This window comes from Agrobacterium leguminum (assembly GCF_015704895.1).
GTDB classification, from domain to species: Bacteria; Pseudomonadota; Alphaproteobacteria; order Rhizobiales; family Rhizobiaceae; genus Agrobacterium; species Agrobacterium leguminum.
The window spans coordinates 1-16,936 of the sequence record NZ_JADQWB010000012.1; the positions used below are offsets into that span (position 1 = coordinate 1).

The 16,936-nt window shown below is 61.3% G+C and carries 19 protein-coding genes and 1 tRNA gene; 15 read left to right on the top strand and 5 right to left on the bottom strand.

Annotation, left to right across the window (positions count from 1 at the left end; translation table 11 throughout):
- The 3 genes from I3J13_RS17205 to I3J13_RS17215 all read left to right on the top strand — a co-directional run.
- A partial coding sequence (locus tag I3J13_RS17205) for a formyltransferase family protein (RefSeq protein ID WP_268884130.1) occupies positions 1 to 365 on the top strand: 365 nt, incomplete at its 5' end.
- Between the two features lie 45 nt (positions 366 to 410).
- Positions 411 to 707 carry a type II toxin-antitoxin system RelE/ParE family toxin gene (locus I3J13_RS17210; RefSeq protein WP_052818245.1) on the top strand — a complete coding sequence of 99 codons (297 nt, stop codon included), beginning with the start codon at positions 411 to 413 and terminating at the stop codon, positions 705 to 707.
- A 4-nt stretch (positions 708 to 711) separates the two neighbouring features.
- Positions 712 to 1,017 (top strand): addiction module antidote protein, encoded by a 306-nt coding sequence (locus I3J13_RS17215; RefSeq protein ID WP_196379555.1) that lies wholly within the window; start codon positions 712 to 714, stop codon positions 1,015 to 1,017.
- Between the two features lie 12 nt (positions 1,018 to 1,029).
- Here the strand turns inward: I3J13_RS17215 and I3J13_RS17220 are convergent, their stop codons facing one another.
- The gene (locus I3J13_RS17220) at positions 1,030 to 2,424 is read right to left on the bottom strand and encodes a sensor histidine kinase (RefSeq protein WP_196379556.1); all 1,395 of its coding nucleotides are present in this window, start codon (positions 2,422 to 2,424) and stop codon (positions 1,030 to 1,032) included.
- Complete coding sequence (locus tag I3J13_RS17225; protein ID WP_003491888.1) at positions 2,421 to 3,101, bottom strand: response regulator; 681 nt, start codon at positions 3,099 to 3,101, stop codon at positions 2,421 to 2,423. The genes I3J13_RS17220 and I3J13_RS17225 overlap by 4 nt, the downstream gene beginning before the upstream one ends.
- 52 nt (positions 3,102 to 3,153) lie before the next feature.
- Between I3J13_RS17225 and I3J13_RS17230 the strand changes: the two genes are divergently transcribed.
- From I3J13_RS17230 to dps, 10 genes are all read left to right on the top strand, one after another.
- A complete protein-coding gene (locus I3J13_RS17230; protein ID WP_420867945.1) occupies positions 3,154 to 4,251 on the top strand; it encodes an ABC transporter substrate-binding protein in 1,098 nt (365 codons plus the stop codon).
- A gap of 350 nt (positions 4,252 to 4,601) precedes the next feature.
- Positions 4,602 to 5,546 (top strand): Bug family tripartite tricarboxylate transporter substrate binding protein, encoded by a 945-nt coding sequence (locus I3J13_RS17235; RefSeq protein WP_020809150.1) that lies wholly within the window; start codon positions 4,602 to 4,604, stop codon positions 5,544 to 5,546.
- Complete coding sequence (locus I3J13_RS17240; protein ID WP_196379558.1) at positions 5,543 to 6,037, top strand: tripartite tricarboxylate transporter TctB family protein; 495 nt, start codon at positions 5,543 to 5,545, stop codon at positions 6,035 to 6,037. The genes I3J13_RS17235 and I3J13_RS17240 overlap by 4 nt, the downstream gene beginning before the upstream one ends.
- A 106-nt stretch (positions 6,038 to 6,143) precedes the next feature.
- Complete coding sequence (locus I3J13_RS17245) at positions 6,144 to 7,661, top strand: tripartite tricarboxylate transporter permease (protein ID WP_020809148.1); 1,518 nt, start codon at positions 6,144 to 6,146, stop codon at positions 7,659 to 7,661.
- A gap of 127 nt (positions 7,662 to 7,788) precedes the next feature.
- Entirely contained in the window at positions 7,789 to 8,046 is a 258-nt protein-coding gene (locus I3J13_RS17250) for a hypothetical protein (RefSeq protein ID WP_020809147.1), read from the top strand.
- 359 nt (positions 8,047 to 8,405) lie between these two features.
- On the top strand, positions 8,406 to 9,341 hold the full coding sequence (locus I3J13_RS17255) for a siderophore ABC transporter substrate-binding protein (RefSeq protein ID WP_080856734.1): 936 nt from the start codon (positions 8,406 to 8,408) through the stop codon (positions 9,339 to 9,341).
- 192 nt (positions 9,342 to 9,533) lie between these two features.
- Entirely contained in the window at positions 9,534 to 10,499 is a 966-nt protein-coding gene (locus I3J13_RS17260) for an iron chelate uptake ABC transporter family permease subunit (protein WP_196379559.1), read from the top strand.
- The gene (locus I3J13_RS17265; protein ID WP_196379560.1) at positions 10,492 to 11,460 is read left to right on the top strand and encodes an iron chelate uptake ABC transporter family permease subunit; all 969 of its coding nucleotides are present in this window, start codon (positions 10,492 to 10,494) and stop codon (positions 11,458 to 11,460) included. Before I3J13_RS17260 ends, I3J13_RS17265 begins: the two co-directional genes overlap by 8 nt.
- On the top strand, positions 11,457 to 12,215 hold the full coding sequence (locus I3J13_RS17270) for an iron ABC transporter ATP-binding protein (protein ID WP_196379561.1): 759 nt from the start codon (positions 11,457 to 11,459) through the stop codon (positions 12,213 to 12,215). The genes I3J13_RS17265 and I3J13_RS17270 overlap by 4 nt, the downstream gene beginning before the upstream one ends.
- 122 nt (positions 12,216 to 12,337) lie before the next feature.
- The gene (dps, locus tag I3J13_RS17275) at positions 12,338 to 12,826 is read left to right on the top strand and encodes a DNA starvation/stationary phase protection protein Dps (protein WP_059758872.1); all 489 of its coding nucleotides are present in this window, start codon (positions 12,338 to 12,340) and stop codon (positions 12,824 to 12,826) included.
- A gap of 79 nt (positions 12,827 to 12,905) precedes the next feature.
- Here the strand turns inward: dps and I3J13_RS17280 are convergent, their stop codons facing one another.
- Positions 12,906 to 13,127 (bottom strand): hypothetical protein, encoded by a 222-nt coding sequence (locus tag I3J13_RS17280; protein ID WP_004443464.1) that lies wholly within the window; start codon positions 13,125 to 13,127, stop codon positions 12,906 to 12,908.
- 385 nt (positions 13,128 to 13,512) lie between these two features.
- Here I3J13_RS17280 and I3J13_RS17285 point away from each other — a divergent pair.
- Positions 13,513 to 13,587, top strand: a tRNA-Gly gene (locus tag I3J13_RS17285).
- A gap of 150 nt (positions 13,588 to 13,737) precedes the next feature.
- On the opposite strand, the gene I3J13_RS17290 is transcribed toward I3J13_RS17285, so the two are convergent.
- Together I3J13_RS17290 and I3J13_RS17295 are read right to left on the bottom strand one after the other, a co-directional pair.
- A complete protein-coding gene (locus I3J13_RS17290; protein WP_196379562.1) occupies positions 13,738 to 14,571 on the bottom strand; it encodes an aldo/keto reductase in 834 nt (277 codons plus the stop codon).
- 61 nt (positions 14,572 to 14,632) lie between these two features.
- The gene (locus I3J13_RS17295) at positions 14,633 to 15,814 is read right to left on the bottom strand and encodes an MFS transporter (RefSeq protein ID WP_196379563.1); all 1,182 of its coding nucleotides are present in this window, start codon (positions 15,812 to 15,814) and stop codon (positions 14,633 to 14,635) included.
- 221 nt (positions 15,815 to 16,035) lie between these two features.
- Here I3J13_RS17295 and I3J13_RS17300 point away from each other — a divergent pair, with 221 nt between their 5' ends.
- Positions 16,036 to 16,935, top strand: coding sequence for a LysR family transcriptional regulator (locus I3J13_RS17300; protein WP_196379564.1), 900 nt, complete (start codon positions 16,036 to 16,038; stop codon positions 16,933 to 16,935).
- Position 16,936 lies beyond the last annotated feature (1 nt).

Consider the following 16,936-nt stretch of genomic DNA (forward strand, 5'->3'; position numbering starts at 1 on the left):
TGTCCGACGATATGTGCCGGAAGATGTCGGGCAAAATCATCAACATCCACCATTCCTTCCTGCCCTCCTTCAAGGGCGCCAACCCCTACAAGCAGGCCTATGAGCGCGGCGTGAAGCTGATCGGCGCAACGGCCCATTACGTCACCGCCGATCTCGACGAGGGCCCGATCATCGAGCAGGACACGGTGCGCATCACCCACGCGCAATCGGCCGACGATTATGTCTCGCTCGGCCGCGATGTCGAAAGCCAGGTGTTGGCCCGCGCCATCCACGCCCATATCCACCACCGCACCTTCATCAACGGCAACCGCACCGTCGTCTTCCCGCCAAGCCCGGGAAGTTATGCTTCCGAGCGGATGGGGTGAACCCTTCGTCATTGACGAAATGACAACCACAGTTTACATTGTGCCATGCTCACGATCCGGGAAACAAGCGAGTTTGCCGACTGGCTGGCGGGTCTGCGCGATGTGCAGGCGCGCGCCCGCATCGCACGCCGCATTTACCGGCTGGCGGATGGCAATCCCGGAGACGTGAAACCGGTTGGCGAAGGCGTCAGCGAACTCAGGATCGACCTTGGACCCGGATATCGGGTCTATTTTGTCCAGCACGGCGATGTCGTCATCATATTGCTGTGTGGCGGCGACAAGGCGTCACAGTCCCGCGACATCGCCAGAGCCAAGAAACTGGCCAGAGCGCTCAAGGAGTGAGACCATGCCACTTGTGACACGCGATTACGATGCTGCCCGTTATCTTGATAGTGACGAAGCGTTTGCCGCTTACATCGCCGACGCCACAGAGAGCGGCGACGCACAGGAACTTGCGCATGCGCTGGGCGTCGTGGCGCGGGCCAAGGGTATGACTGACCTTTCGAGACAAACCGGCCTTCCCCGCCAGACCTTGTACAAGGCGTTGAGCGGCGAGGGAAATCCGGAACTGGCGACGATTGCCAAGGTCGCGGACGCGCTGGGCTACAGGCTCTCGCTGGTGGCGAAATCGCCTGCAGACACGGCCGCCTGATAAACCGACGGGTTATGGCGCCTTTTCCACGCCACCGAACACCACCCGCGCCCTCAGCCCACGCCCCTCCGCGCCATCCTCCAGTGTCAGCCGCCCGCCGAACAGCCCGGCGATCTCTTCGATGATGGCAAGGCCGAGGCCGGCGCCGGGGGCCGCGTTGGCTTCGCCGCGGGCAAAGCGCTGGCGCACCATGGCGCGTTTTTCCGGAGGAATGCCGGGGCCGTTATCTTCCACTTCCAGCCAGACCTCACCCGCCTGCCTGCCGACGCGGACTGTGACTTCCGCGCCGCGGCCGGCATAGTTGATGGCATTGGAAACGAGATTGCCGATCAGTTCGCCGATCAGGAGCGGCTCGGCGGCAATGGCGACCTCCCCCTCGCCTTCGAAACCGAGATCGATGCCGGCTTCGGCCGCACGCGGCACGAAATCGGCCGTCACATTCTGCGCAACGGCCACGAGATCGATCGCGGAAAAGTCATGTTTTTCGCTGGAGCCGGCGGCATCGATATTGGCCATGCGCAGCAGCTGGGCGAGGATATGTTCGGCATGGGCCACGGACGCCCCGCCCTTCAGCGCCGCCGCCTGCGCTTCCTCAAGGCTCGCGGCGCGGGCGGAAAGGGCGAGCTGGGTGCTGATGATGGCGAGCGGCGTGCGCAGCTGGTGACTGGCATTGCCGGTGAAATGGCGGAGCGCATCGAGCGCCGATTGCAGCCGCACCATGAAGGAATTGACCGTTTCCACCAGGTTTTCCACCTCCACCGGCACGGATTGGCGGATGGGGTGCAGGTCGTTCGGGCTGCGCTCGGCAATCGCTTCGCTGAGCCGGTAAAGCGGTCTGAGCGAAATCGTCACCGCGATCCAGACGATGATCGCCGCCCCGACGATCATCAACAGCAGGCGCAGCGCAGAGCGCAGGATGATCGCCTGCGCCAGCTGGCTGCGGGCAATGGTGGTTTCGGCGACCGTTACGGAAAAGGGTACGGAATTGATGCCGGTGGAAGCGAAACGCCTGATCGCAGCGATGCGGATCGGTTCATCGCGGAACACGGCATCGCGATAGGCGGGGGTATCACCCGCCGGGTTCTCCACCGTCGGCAGGTTCTGGTAACCGGTGAGGAATTGTCCGTTCGGCCCGTCGACACGGTAAAACACCCGGTCCTGTGCGGCCGATGTCAGCATTTCCAGCGCCACATAGGGAATGTCCACTTCCAGCGAACCGTCCTCGGCCACCACTACCCGCTCGGCAATGGCAAGTGCGGAACCGGAAAGCACCCGGTCGGAGACGACATTGGCGGTATTAACCGCCTCACGCCATGTATCGGTCAGCGCAACGCAGCCGATGATGGCGGTGGAAATGAGAAGCCAGCCTAAAAGTCGCCGCCTGAGCGAATAGGCGGCCTGTCTCATTCAGCCATCTCCGGCAGCTTTTCGAGATAATAACCGATGCCGCGCGCCGTCTTCACCGTCAGCCCGTGGGGCGCGAGCCGCTTGCGCAGGCGGCTGACATATTGCTCGATGGCATTGGCGGAAATATCGTCGTCGAAGCCGGTCAGCGACTGCACGATGGCCTCCTTGGCAACGACCTTGCCGGCCCGCATGAACAGCACTTCGAGCAGCGCAACCTCGCGCGCCGGAATATCGAGCGGGCGCCCATCCGCCGAAAAGGTGCGGGAATTGAGATCGAAAAGCACCTTGCCGAAACTCAGCGCCGAGGAGCGCAGCCCGGCATTGCGGCGCAGCAGCACCCGCACCCTCGCCTCGAATTCGGTGATGTCGAAAGGCTTGATCATGTAGTCGTCAGCGCCGAGATCGAGCCCCTTGACCTTTTCCTCCGGCGTGCCGCGCGCCGTCAGGATCAGCACCGCCGCCTTGTCCTGGCGCGAGCGCATGGAGCGCAGCACCTCGATCCCGTCCATTTCCGGCAGGTTGAGATCGAGAATGACCAGATCGAAACTTTCCGCCGCAATCGCCGCATCAGCGGAAGCGCCATCGGACACCACATCCACCGCATAACCGCTGCCGCGCAGCAGCGCCGACAGCCCCTCCGACAGCACCTGATTGTCCTCGACCAGCAAAATACGCAAATCTTCCCTCCCACAGCATTGCCGAGTTTAACCAGACCCTTACCGCTTGTGAATGGCCAGCGCCTGCTGCATGATCTTTTCCATGCGTATCTGCCTCCTCCTCTGTCTCTGTCTTTGCACGGCCTCGTCCGCGCTTGCGCAAGTCGCCATCTTTCCGGCACCCTCCGGCAAAGCGGATGCCGAAACGCTGGTGGTCTATTCCTCGCTGGATGAACCGCTGGCGACGCCGATGATCGAGGGTTTCCAGAAGGCCAATCCCGATATCGCCGTCCATTATGAGGATATGCTGACCGGCGAGATTTACGACCGCATCGTGAAGGAAACCGACGCCGGCAAAAAGACCGCCGATTTCGCCTTTTCCTCTGCCATGGATTTGCAGGTGAAACTGAGCAATGACGGTTATGCCCAGCGTTCTGACCTCGCCATGAGCGCCCGCTGGCCCGCCTGGGCGAACTGGCGCAACACCGCCTATGCGCTGACCTTCGAACCCGCGGTCTTCGTTTATCACAAGCCGAGCTTCACCACCGAAGAACCGCCAGCCAGCCGCGCCGAATTCGTCGATTATCTCGAGCGCCACGCCAAGCAAGTGCATGGCCGCATCGCCACCTACGACATCGAACGCTCCGGCGTCGGTTTCCTGTTCATGTCGCGCGATCAGGAGCAGTTCGGCGATATATGGAACGTCATCAAGGCCATGGGCGCGGCGGGCGTGAAGGTCTATTCCACCTCCTCGGCCATTCTGGAGCGCGTCTCCGACGGGCGCTTCGTGCTGGGCTACAATATTCTTGGCTCCTATGCGGCCGACTGGGCCTCGCGCCACCCCGATGTCGGCATCGTGCTGCCGAAAGACTATACCGTCGTCATGTCGCGCATCGGTCTGGTGCCGGAAGCCGCCGCCAACCCGGCGCTCGGCCGCCGTTATCTGGAATTCTTCATGTCGAAGGAGGGCCAGACGATCATGGCCCGGCAGTTGCAGATTCCCGCCGTCAGCCCGGAAGTGGCGGGTGAAAACACCGCCAACACCATGCAGGCCATCCACGGCGCACAATTGCGCCCCGTGCCCGTCAGCCCTGGCCTGATGGTCTATCTGGATCAGGTCAAGCGCAGCCGCCTGATCGAGCGCTGGAACGAGGCGTTGCGGTCGCAGTAGGTTTGAGCGCCCCACCATCCCTCATTCCTGTGCTTGTCACAGGAATGAGGGTGTGGAGCAAGCTTCAAAGGCGCAAAACAAAGCCGTCCCACACGCCACAGTAGACGTCCGATACAAATTAATAGAGAGTAAATGCGCAAGGACTTGCGTAGCGTCAGTTAGATGACAGCTTTCTGTGATGCTCTGCAATCCTTCTTCATTCCGTGGAGGCGGAAGAAGATGCGGGAGGAAATCCAGGATTGCCAAGGCCCCACGCTGAGCATTCAGCGCCGGCGCAGACGCGTCCGAAAAGCCCCCCGCATAAACGAAAAACGACGCCCAAAAAGGGCATCCTGAGGAGGGTTTTCCAAGTGAAGCATTTTCTTATCGGCACATTCCTGGCGGGCGTGATCGCGCTTCCGGCGGTTGCAGCGGATTACACCATCATCGCCCCGGCCAATCCCGGCGGCGGCTGGGACCAGACCGCGCGCTCCCTGCAGACCGTGCTGCAGGAAGAAGGCATTTCCAAGAGCGTTCAGGTGCAGAACGTACCGGGCGCCGGCGGCACCATCGGTCTTGCGCAATTCGCCAGCCAGCAGAAGGGCAACCCGAACGCCCTCATCGTCGGCGGTTACGTCATGGTCGGCGCGATCCTCACCAACAACGCGCCCGTCACGCTTAAGGAAGTAACGCCGATCGCCCGTCTGACCGGCGAATATGAAGCCATCGTCGTTCCGGCATCCTCGCCGCTGAAGACCATCGGCGACCTCGTCGACCAGCTCAAGAAGGATCCGGGCAGCGTTTCATGGGGCGGCGGCTCCGCCGGCGGCACCGACCATATCGCCGTTGGCCTGATCGCCAAGGCGGCCGGCGTCGATCCGACCAAGATCAACTACATCGCTTATTCCGGCGGCGGCGAAGCGCTTGCCTCGATCCTCGGCTCGCAGGTGACTGCCGGTATTTCGAGCTACGGCGAATTTGAAAGCCAGGTAAAGGCCGGCACGCTGCGCCTGCTCGCGGTTTCCAGCGAAGAGAAGCTGGAAGGCGTCGATGCGCCGACGCTGAAGGAAAGCGGTCTCGATGTCGTCGTCCAGAACTGGCGCATGGTCGCCGCTCCTCCCGGCCTGACGCCGGAACAGGAAAAGGCCGTCAATGCCGACATCGAAAAGCTGGTGAAGTCTGCCAAGTGGCAGGAAACCCTGAAGACCAAGAGCTGGATGGACACCTATCTCGCCGGTGACGAATTCAAGGCGCAGCTCGCCAAGGATACCGACGCCACCGCCGCCATCCTCAAAGACATCGGACTGGTAAAATGAGCCAGGGTTCCAACCCTTCGCAGCATCAAAAGCGCCGCCCTGACTGGGCGGCGCTGGCGATCGCCATCTTCCTCGTCATCATCGCCTGCGTGATCTTCTGGGACAGCGCCCGTCTCGCCAGCGTCACCGGTTATTCGCCGGTCGGCCCGGCAACCGTGCCTTATGCCATCGGCTTCTGTCTTGTCGGCCTGGCGCTGTGGACAGCCGTTGAGGCCTGGCGCGGTGATTTTCCCGAACGCGACAAACAGGAAATCGCCCCGGTTATCTGGGTCGTCGCCGGCCTTGCCGCGCAGATGCTGCTGCTTAACATTGCCGGTTTCTCCATCGCCACCGGCCTGCTTTTCGCCTTTACGGCGCGCGCCTTCGGCAAACGCAAGCTCTGGTATTCGATCCCCATCGGCATCGCCCTGAGCTTCTTCATCTGGTTCATCTTCGCGCGGCTGCTGCAGCTTTCGCTGCCCGCCGGGCCTCTGGAACGGCTGTTGTTCTAACAGCCATTCCGACCAAAATTCGAGATCACAGGAACAATTGGCGCGCGATGACGCATACGCCAGCCGTTCCGCCCGCCCATCGGGTCCACTTGGGGGACATCTGTCCATGAGTACCTTTGAATTCCTGCTGCACGGTCTTGAGGTTGCCGCCCAACCCATGAACCTGCTCTATGCGCTGATCGGCGTCACGCTCGGCACCGCCGTCGGCGTTCTGCCCGGCATCGGCCCGGCGCTAACCGTGGCGCTGCTTCTGCCCGTTACCTATAGGCTCGATCCCGCCGGTTCGCTCATCATGTTCGCCGGCATCTATTATGGCGGCATGTATGGCGGCTCGACCACCTCGATCCTGCTCAACACGCCGGGCGAAAGCGCCTCGATCGTGACTGCGCTCGAAGGCAACAAGATGGCCCGCAAGGGCAGAGGGGGTCCGGCGCTGGCCACCGCCGCCATCGGCTCCTTCGTCGCCGGCCTCATCGCCACCATCGCTCTCGCCTTCATCGCGCCCTATATCGTCAAGCTGGCGCTGGTCTTCGGCCCGCGTGAATATTTCGCGCTGATGGTGCTGGCTTTCGTCACCGTTTCCTCCGCCTTCGGGGATTCGGCGCTGCGCGGCCTCACCTCGCTGTTCATCGGCTTTGCGCTTGCCATCGTCGGCATCGACCAGCTGACCGGCCAGACCCGCATGAGCTTCGGCATTCCCGACCTGCTCGACGGCGTGGAAGTGACGACGCTTGCGGTCGCCATGTTCGCCATCGGCGAAACGCTGTTCATCGTCGCCCAGGGCAGCACCGGCCCGGACAAGGTCGAAGCCGTGAAAGGCTCCGTCTGGATGAGCGCGCAGGACTGGGCACGTTCCTGGAAAGCCTGGCTGCGCGGCACGCTGATCGGCTTCCCCATCGGCGCCATGCCGGCGGGCGGCGCTGAAATCGGCACCTTCCTGTCCTACGCCACCGAAAAGAAGCTGACCAAATATCCGGAAGAATTCGGCCATGGCGCCATCGAAGGTGTGGCCGGTCCGGAAGCCGCCAACAATGCGTCCGCCGCCGGTACGCTGGTTCCGCTCTTGACGCTCGGCCTGCCGACGACGGCGACCGCCGCCATCATGCTCGCCGGCTTCCAGCAATATGGCCTTCAGCCGGGCCCGCTGCTATTCGCCACCAATCCGCAGCTGGTCTGGGGCCTGATCGCCAGCCTGTTCATCGCCAACCTGATGCTGCTGGTTCTGAACCTGCCGCTCGTCGGCCTGTGGGTGAAGCTGCTGACCATTCCGAAGCCCTGGCTTTATGCGGGCATCCTGCTGTTTGCGACGCTCGGCACCATCGGCGCCAACCCGTCGGTCTTCGAACTCGGCATGCTGCTCGCCTTCGGTATCCTCGGCTATATCATGCGCATCTTCGGTTATCCGATTGCGCCTGCGGTCGTCGGCCTCATCCTCGGCCCGCTTGCGGAACAGCAGCTGCGCCGCGCGCTCGCCATTGGCCAGGGCGATCCGACGGTGCTGTTCACCTCGCCGATTGCCGTTGGCCTCTTCATCGTGGCAGCCGCCGCCTTCATCATCCCGCTCATCATGCGTATCCGCGGCCGTGGCGAGGTGCTGACGCAGCTTGCCGCCAACGAGGACTGAGAAACCAAGAGCCTCCCAAGGCAACTGGCCCCGTATCTTCGGATACGGGGCCTTTTTTATTCACGCCAACGGGATGTGTGATGCACGCACGCCCATGATAGAATTGCGCCAACCGCAGGAGAAAGACATGCGCACGATTGCGATCATGATGGTTCTGGCGCTTGCCGGCTGCACCACCGCCCCCGATGTCGAACCCATTCCCGGCAGCATCACCTATGGCGGGCAGCCGCGCACCAAACTGACCAAATCCCCCATCGGCAGCACGCTCAGCAATGAATTCGTGATGGGCGACGGGCGGCTGGCCATCGAAACCTACCGCGTGCAACCGGACCGCTCCCTTAAACTGGAGAGACGCGAAATCGTCGGCGACTGGCCACCGGAGTGAGGGGAACCTGCTTACCTGTTGCTGCTATTGAGACCCCGTCATGCCGGACTTGATCCGGCATCCAGCCAGCCCAAGTCCTTGGGCTGAAAGGAGTCATTCCCGCCGCGCAGACGCGCGTCGGCTGGATGCCGGATCAAGTCCGGCATGACGGATGTCGTGGCTAGGCTGCGTCCTACGTCCGGCGATCACAACGAGTCTTGCTACGCGCGGCTCCCCCTTTCCCGCTCACGGCAATTCAGAACCGTTCTAAAACATAATTTTGATTTCCGCCGACCTTGCCAATAAAGCTGATCGTCAACATCAAGTTAACCCGGTGGGATCGTTTCGCCGGCTCGGAACATAGTGCAAGGGACATATAAGTGGCCATCAACTTCACCTTCCCCGTTCGGCTGCTGGCGGCAGCGGCCTTCAGCCTCGGCGCGATGACGGCAAGTGCCGAAGAAATGACGATCAAGCACGCACAGGGCGAGACCGTGCTGAAGGCGGCGCCGAAGAAGGTTCTGGTTCTCGATATTCCCTCGCTCGACAATCTCGATGCGCTTGGCGTCGAGCCCGCCGGTGTCGTCGGCTCCAACCTGCCCACCTATCTGCAGAAATATGCCGACGGCAAATATCTGAAGGTCGGCACGCTGTTTGAGCCCGATTATGAGGCGATCAATGCGGCAGAGGCCGATCTCGTCATCGTCGGCGGACGTTCGCGGGCGAAATATCCGGACGTTGCGAAGATCACGCCCGCCATCGACATGTCGGTGGATTCCAAGGAATTCATCGGCAGCGTCAAAGCCAACATCACCAAGCTCGGCGATATCTTCGGCAAGCAGGAAGAAGCCAGGAAGCTCGACGCCGCCATCGATGAAAAAGTGGCGAAGCTGAAGGAAATCGCACCCAATTCCGGCACGGCGATGATCCTCGTCACCAATGCCGGCAAGGTCGGCGTTTATGGCCCAAGCTCGCGCACCGGCTGGCTGCACACCGAAATCGGCTTCAAGCCGGTTGCGGCCGACATCGACGACCGCTTCGACCGCGGCGATGTCGTCTCCTTCGAATATCTGGCCGAGGTCAATCCCGAATGGCTGTTCGTGATCGACCGCGACGCCGGCATCGGCCGCGCCACCGACCCCGGCAAGGCGGCCGCACAGGTGCTGGACAACGAGCTGGTGCACCAGACCAATGCCTGGAAGAAAAAGCAGATCGTTTATCTCGACCCGCAGGCGGCCTATATCGTCAGCAGCGGTTATACGGCGCTCTCCACCCTGCTCGATCAGGTCTACAAGGCCGTCTCCGAGAAAAAGTAGTAGCAACCGCGCGCCATCTGCTCCACACTCAACGTCATCCTCGGGCTTGTCCCGAGGATCTACCAAGGTATCGTAAAATCAATAGGTTGCAGATCCTCGGGACAAGCCCGAGGATGACGGAGAGAGGTTTGTAGCCTCTCCGTAACCTGCGGGGTTGCCGGGAGCTTTCACCATTTTCGAAAAATCGCCGAAGTGAAATCCCTGTCCCTCATCCTTGCCCTTCTTCTGGCCTTGACGCTCGCCATCGTCAGCCTGTTCGTCGGCGTGAGCAACGTTTCGCTCACAACGCTTTTCGCACCGGACACGAGTGCAGACGCGCTGCGCGTGCTGCTCGTCAGCCGCATTCCGCGCACGCTGGCGCTGATCCTGGCCGGAAGCTCGATGGCGATTGCCGGGCTCATCATGCAGATGCTGGTGCGTAACCGCTTCGTGGAACCTTCGACGGCGGGCACCACCGAATCCGCCGGCCTCGGCCTGCTCACCATCACCCTGCTGGCGCCGGACACGCCGATCTTCGGCAAGATGCTGGTGGCCGCCGTCTTCGCGCTCGCCGGCACCGCGCTTTTCCTGCGTATCCTGAGGCAAGTGCCGCTGCGCGACGTGCTGCTGGTGCCGCTGATCGGCATCATGCTGGGCGGCGTCATCTCCGCCGTCACCACCTTCTTCGCCTATCGTTTCGATCTCTTGCAATCGCTGGGCGCATGGATGACGGGGGATTTTTCCGGCGTGCTGCGCGGCCGTTATGAATTGCTGTGGGTCGGCTTCCTTTTCGCCATCGCCGCTTATCTCGCCGCCGACCGCTTCACCGTGGCCGGCATGGGCCGCGATTTCACCACCAATCTCGGCCTCAACTATCGCCGGGTCATGGCGCTCGGCCTCACCATCGTCTCGCTGGTCAGCGCCGTCGTCGTCGTCACCGTCGGCATGATCCCCTTTCTCGGGCTGATCGTGCCGAATGTCGTCAGCCTGATGATCGGCGACAATATGCGCCGCTCGGTACCCTGGGTGGCGACGCTCGGCGCGGTCTTCGTGCTTTCCTGCGACATCATCGGCCGGACCGTTCGTGCGCCTTACGAAATACCCATCGGAACCGTGGTCGGCGTCATCGGCAGCGCGCTGTTTCTCTATCTCCTGCTGCGGAAACGCCACCATGCGTGAGAGACATCCCGACCGGCGTGCGAAAGCCGTTCTGCTCGTGCTTGCGGCATTCGCACTCATCTCCATGGCCGCCTTCATGACGCTGGGCGCCAAGGGCAGCTGGAGCTTCGTGCTGCCGTTTCGCGGCATCAAGCTTCTGTCGCTCTTGCTGGTGGCCTATGCCATCGCGGTCTCCACCGTGCTGTTCCAGACGGTCACCAACAACCGCATCCTCACCCCCTCGGTGATGGGTTTCGATTCGCTTTACGTGCTGATGCAGACCGGGCTGATCTTCGTCTTCGGCTCGGCAACCGTCGTCATGATCGATCCGCAACTGAAGTTTCTCGCCGAAACCAGCCTGCTCGTCGCCTTTTCCGCCCTGCTCTATCGCTGGCTTTTCGTCGGCGCGGAACGCAGCCTGCATCTTCTCGTGCTGGTCGGCATCGTTTTCGGCGTCTTCTTCCGCAGCCTCTCGGGCTTCATGCAGCGCGTGCTGGACCCAAATGAATATACGGTACTGCAGGATGTGCTGTTCGCCAGCTTCAATTCCATCGATCCGACGCTTCTTGCCGTCTCCGCCATCATCATCGGCGTGGTGACCATCATCGGGCTCAGGCTGATGCACACGCTCGACGTCCTCTCGCTCGGCCGCGCAACGGCCATCAGCCTCGGCGTCGAATATAAGCGCACGGTCACCATCATCCTCGTGCTGGTCTCGGTGCTTGTCGCCGTCTCCACGGCGCTGGTCGGCCCGGTCATGTTCTTCGGCCTGCTGGTCGCAGCCCTTGCCCATTATCTCACCGGCAACGGCAAACACGCCTATGTGCTGCCGGCGGCGATCCTTATCGCCGTGATCTGCCTCGTCGGCGGCCAGGTGGTGCTGGAGCGGGTCTTCGCCTTCGATACGGCGCTCTCGATCATCATCGAATTTCTGGGCGGCATCGTCTTTATCGGTCTTATTTTGAAGCGGGGTGCGCGATGATCATCGCCAGTCAGATCAGCAAATCCTATGGCGACAGCCTCGTCGTCGATGGCGTCTCCGTCTCCATTCCGGCAGGCGGCGTCACCTCCATCATCGGGCCGAACGGCGCGGGAAAATCGACGCTGCTCTCCATCGTCGCAAGGCTGATGTCGATGGATGCCGGAACGGTGACGGTGGACGGTCTGGATGTCACGAAAACACCTTCCGATACGCTGGCCAAGCGGCTCTCCATATTGCGGCAGGACAACCACATCTCCTCACGCCTGACGGTGCGCGACCTCGTCGGTTTCGGCCGTTACCCCTATTCCAAGGGCCGCCCCACCATGGAGGACAAGGTCCATATCGACCGGGCGCTGGAATATCTGCATCTCGAAGCCCTTGCCGGCCGGTTTCTGGACGAGCTTTCCGGCGGTCAGCGCCAGCGCGCCTTCGTGGCCATGGTGCTGTGCCAGGATACCGATTACGTGCTGCTCGACGAACCGCTCAACAATCTCGACATGAAACACGCCTCCGGCATGATGAAGATCATGCGCCGCGCCGCCGACGAGCTGAAAAAGACCGTTGTTCTGGTGCTGCACGACATCAACTTCGCCTCCTGGTATTCCGACACCATCATCGCCATGCGCGAGGGCCGCATCTGCCATCAGGGGCCGGCGGAAGAGATCATCCGTCCGGACGTCCTCAAGGACATCTACGACATGCCGATCCGCGTCAATGAAATAGACGGCCGGCGCATCTGCCTGTTTTACGAATGACATGATGATTGTGCAGGATTTTTGCTGTCCCGGTGCTTAGCATGGAACAGGGCCACAGGCCCGGACGTTAAACGACGGACTTTTCCAAAGCGGCATTCCGTCCGCAACTTCAGGAGACATCGATGAAGACGCACAAGACGAAGAACGACCTGCCTTCCAACGCCAAGTCGACCGTGATCGGCATTCTGAACGAATCGCTGGCCTCGGTGATCGACCTTGCACTCATCACCAAGCAGGCGCACTGGAACCTCAAGGGCCCACAATTCATCGCCGTGCATGAACTTCTCGACACTTTCCGCACCCAGCTAGACAATCACGGCGATACGATTGCCGAGCGTGTGGTCCAGCTTGGCGGCACGGCACTCGGCAGCCTGCAAGCCGTCTCTTCCACAACGAAGCTCAAGGCCTATCCGACCGATATCTACAAGATCCACGACCATCTCGACGAACTGATCGAGCGTTATGGCGAAGTCGCGAACATGATCCGCAAGGCTATCGACGATTCCGACGAGGCGGGCGACCCGACGACGGCGGATATCTTCACCGCCGCCTCGCGCGATCTCGACAAGTCGCTGTGGTTCCTCGAAGCGCATGTGCAGGAAAAGAGCTGAGCGGAAAACGGCTCTTGCCTGCCCAAACAGCAAAGCGCCCGAGATACCCGGGCGCTTTTTTTTAAACGGAATGGCGCAATCAATGCCGACGTAAGACCGCAAGCCCTATATCGCGCAACATTTCATGGTCGAGAATGCCGCGCTGGGCGCTTCGGATCAAAACCGCTGCGCACTCATTGGCAACATGGCTGCTGCGATCTTGAAGGCACTCGAAACATACGCCATCGAAAATATTCTGTAGATCGGTGATCTGCTCTGGCGACAATTGTGCGCCAACTCTTTCAAAAGCTGCGTACGACAAGGCTCATCCTCCCGATGATGATATGCCAAGTATCGTTCCCAATATCGTTTCGATTTTTTCGTGGACAGGAAATTTGTACACCCGAACGAATCACTTGTCGAATCAGATTTTAACCAAATGTAAATAGGTTATTTTCTGGCCTTCCCGCCGGCCGCCACCCCCGTGACAGGGAGATAAAAACCAGCTGAAACAATATCTTCAGCGGAAATTCCCTGCGCTTCAGCCCGGGATGGCCGCCAGATTTCAGATAAATCCGCACACAGGCGGATTTCCACCGAAACCGCAAAAGAAACTGTTGCATTCCAAAAACGATTGAGCGATATAGCACCCGTCGCCGCTTCGGCGGCCCACGGTTCAGCGAACTACCCCGGACCGGTGGATTTGAGCGGGTGTAGCTCAGGGGTAGAGCACAACCTTGCCAAGGTTGGGGTCGAGGGTTCAAATCCCTTCGCCCGCTCCAAATTTCCAGAACAGGCAGATAAATCTTCACTGCACCCGATGTGAGACGCGTCGTTTCCATGGGCTGTGACGCGCATTGCCGCGCGAAATGCGCGAGGATTTCCCACGCATGGGCAAACCGGGAAGGGCGTTCCCTCCCCGGTCCTCATTCTCAGGCGGCCTGATCCCAGACGGGTGCAAGCCCTTCCGGCGAAACGATACGGCCATCCGGCCTGGCAAGCGCACGGATCGCCGCCATTTCATCGGCGGAAAGTTCGAAATCGAAGATGGCTAGATTTTCATCGACGCGGGCTTCGCTGACCGTCTTCGACAGTGCGATGACACCCTGCTGCTGCACGAGCCAGCGCAGCACCACCTGCGCCACCGACTTGCCACGGCCTGCGGCGATTTCCTTCAGCACCGGATCGTTAAACACCTTGCCATCGGCCATGCCGTAATAACCCGTCACCGACATGCCGGCAGCCTTCGCCGCGGCGATAACCACGTCCTGATCGATATAGGGGTGGTATTCGATCTGGTTGGTCACGATCGGGGCCTTGGACAGCTTCACCGCCTCGGCCATCAGCGCCGTGCTGAAATTGGAAACGCCGATATGGCGAACCTTGCCGGCTTCCTTCACCGCGTTCAGCGCGCCGATCTGTTCGGCAAGCGAAACCGCCTCGTTCGGCCAATGCAGCAGCAGCAGGTCGACATAATCGGTCTTCAGCTTTTTCAGGCTCTCATCCACGGAGACGAGGAAGGCATCGTGCCTGTAGTTTTCGACCCAGACCTTGGTGGTCAGAAACACGCCGCCCCGCGCCACACCGGAGGCAGCGATGGCTTCCCCGACTTCGGCCTCATTGCCGTAGATCTGGGCGGTATCGATATGGCGGAAACCGGCTTTCAGCGCATGGGGAACGATGCGCAGCACATCGGCACCGGGAATACGAAACGTGCCGAAACCCAGCGCCGGGATCGAAGCGCCATTTGCGGTGACATCAAACATATATTTTCTCCTTTGAAGTGGCCCGGCCGACTTGGGAGCGGCCGGGAATTTTATGAAAAGTTCAGGCGGTTTTCAGGGTCAGCGCGGCGCGGCGGTCGAGCGTGCTGCTCCAGAAGGTCAGGAGCAGGGCCACGGCGACGAGGATGGCGCCGACCCACGGGGTTGCGGCAAGACCCATCGGCGATTCCACCACCAGACCGCCAAGCCATGCGCCAATGGCGATGCCGAGGTTGAAGGCGGCGATGTTGAGCGCCGAGGCGACATCGACGGCGCCGGGGCGATGTTCCTTGGCAAGCTGCACCACATAAAGCTGCAGGCCGGGAACATTGGCGAAGGACAGGAAGCCAAGCGCGGCAAGCGTGATGAGCGTCAGCACCGGCGAGAAGGCCGTGAAGGAAAAGACGAGCAGCACGATGGCCTGCGCCAGGAAGAGGCCGATCAGCGCCCTGGCCGGGTTATGGTTGGCGATCCTGCCGCCGCCGATATTGCCGGCTGCAATGGCGATGCCATAAAGCACGAGGATCAGGCTGACGCTCTTTTCCGAAAAGCCGGTGACATCCTGCAGGATCGGCGCAAGGAAGGTGAAGGCGACGAAGGTGCCGCCGTAGCCGAGCGCGGTCATGGCGAAAACGATGAGCAGGCGACCGGAGCCGAGAACACGGACCTGATCGAAGAGGCTCGCCGGCGGCGCCTTCTTGAGCGTGTTCGGCAGAAGCGTCGCAATGCCGAAGAAGGCGATGACGCCAAGGGCGGCAACGACCCAGAAGGTCGCACGCCAGCCGAAGACCTGCCCGATATAGGTGCCGAGCGGAACGCCGGTGACGATGGCCACCGTCAGCCCCATGAACATCATGGCAATGGCCGAGGCGCGGCGATTTTCCGGCACGAGATCGGCGGCGATGGTGGAGCCGACCGAGAAGAAGACGCCATGGGCGAAGGCGGCGATGACGCGGGCGACAAGCAGCATCTCATAGCTGGGCGACAGGGCCGCCGCGCTGTTGCCGATGACGAACAGGGCCATCAGGCCGAGCAGCAGCGGCTTTCTCTCGATCCTGCCGGTCAGCGCCGTCAGGATCGGCGCACCGAAAGTGACGCCCAGCGCGTAAACGCTGACGATGAGGCCGGCAAGCGGCAGGGTGATGTGAAGATCGGTCGCAACCGTCGGCAGAAGGCCGACAATCACAAACTCCGTGGTGCCGATCGCATAGGCCGCGATCGTCAGGGCAAATATGGCCAATGGCATGACGAATACCTCTTCGCCCGGAGCGGGATCGCGGGCGTTCTGGACAGCGATGCTGTCGGTTTGGATCGTTTGGACAGCGATGCTGTCGGCTTGCATCGTTTGGACAGCGATGCTGTCCGGTTGGATCAAATCCATGGACGCAATATGGGCGAAGGGGACTTGCATGATAATCGGCAAGGTCGGATAAATACCTTTGAATTGATTTCACAGGCGGTGCGGCGATGGACAACAGGGCCGGAGAAATGGAAGTCTTTGTGGCGGCGGCGGAACTCGGCAGTTTTTCGGCCGCCGGGCGCAGGCTGAAGCTTTCACCCTCGGCGGTGAGCAAGCTTGTCACACGCATCGAAGACCGCCTCGGCACCCGGCTGCTCGCCCGCTCCACCCGGCTTGTCACGCTCACACCGGAGGGCGAAGTCTATCTTGCGCGGGCAAGGCGCATTCTCGCCGACATAGCCGAGACCGAGCAGATCGTGGCGAGCGGCGGCAAGGTGGTGCCGCGCGGCCTTTTGCGCGTCAACGCCACGCTGGGCTTCGGCGAACGTTATCTCCTGCCGCTTGCGCCTGAATTCCTGTCGCTTTATCCGGAAATCGAGCTGGATATCTCGCTGACCGACGGCGTCATCAGCCTGATCGAAGAACGCACCGATATTGCCATCCGCTCCGGCGCGATGGGAGATTCATCCCTGAAGGCGAGAAAGCTGAAGGAAGTCCGTCGCGTCATCGTCGCCTCCCCCGCCTATATCGAACGACACGGCATGCCGGAAAAACCGCAGGATCTGGCGCGGCACAATTGCTTCAGCTTCAATTTCAGCCGCAGCCTCAACGAATGGCCGTTTCGCACCCCCGGTTCTACGGAAGTCTACCGCCTGCCCGTAACGGGCAATGTCTCCATCAACAGCGGCATGGCCATGCGAAGGCTCTGCCTGACGGGCTTGGGGCTGGGAAGGGTCGGCGAATTTCATATCGAGCCGGATATCGAGGCGGGCCTGCTCGTGCCGGTTCTGGAAGACTACAATGCCGAGGAGATGGAAGTGATCCACGCGGTTTATGCCGGCCACGAACACCTGGCCGCCCGCGTTCGCGCCTTCATCGATTTTGTCGCAGCAAGGGTCGGGCGGTGAC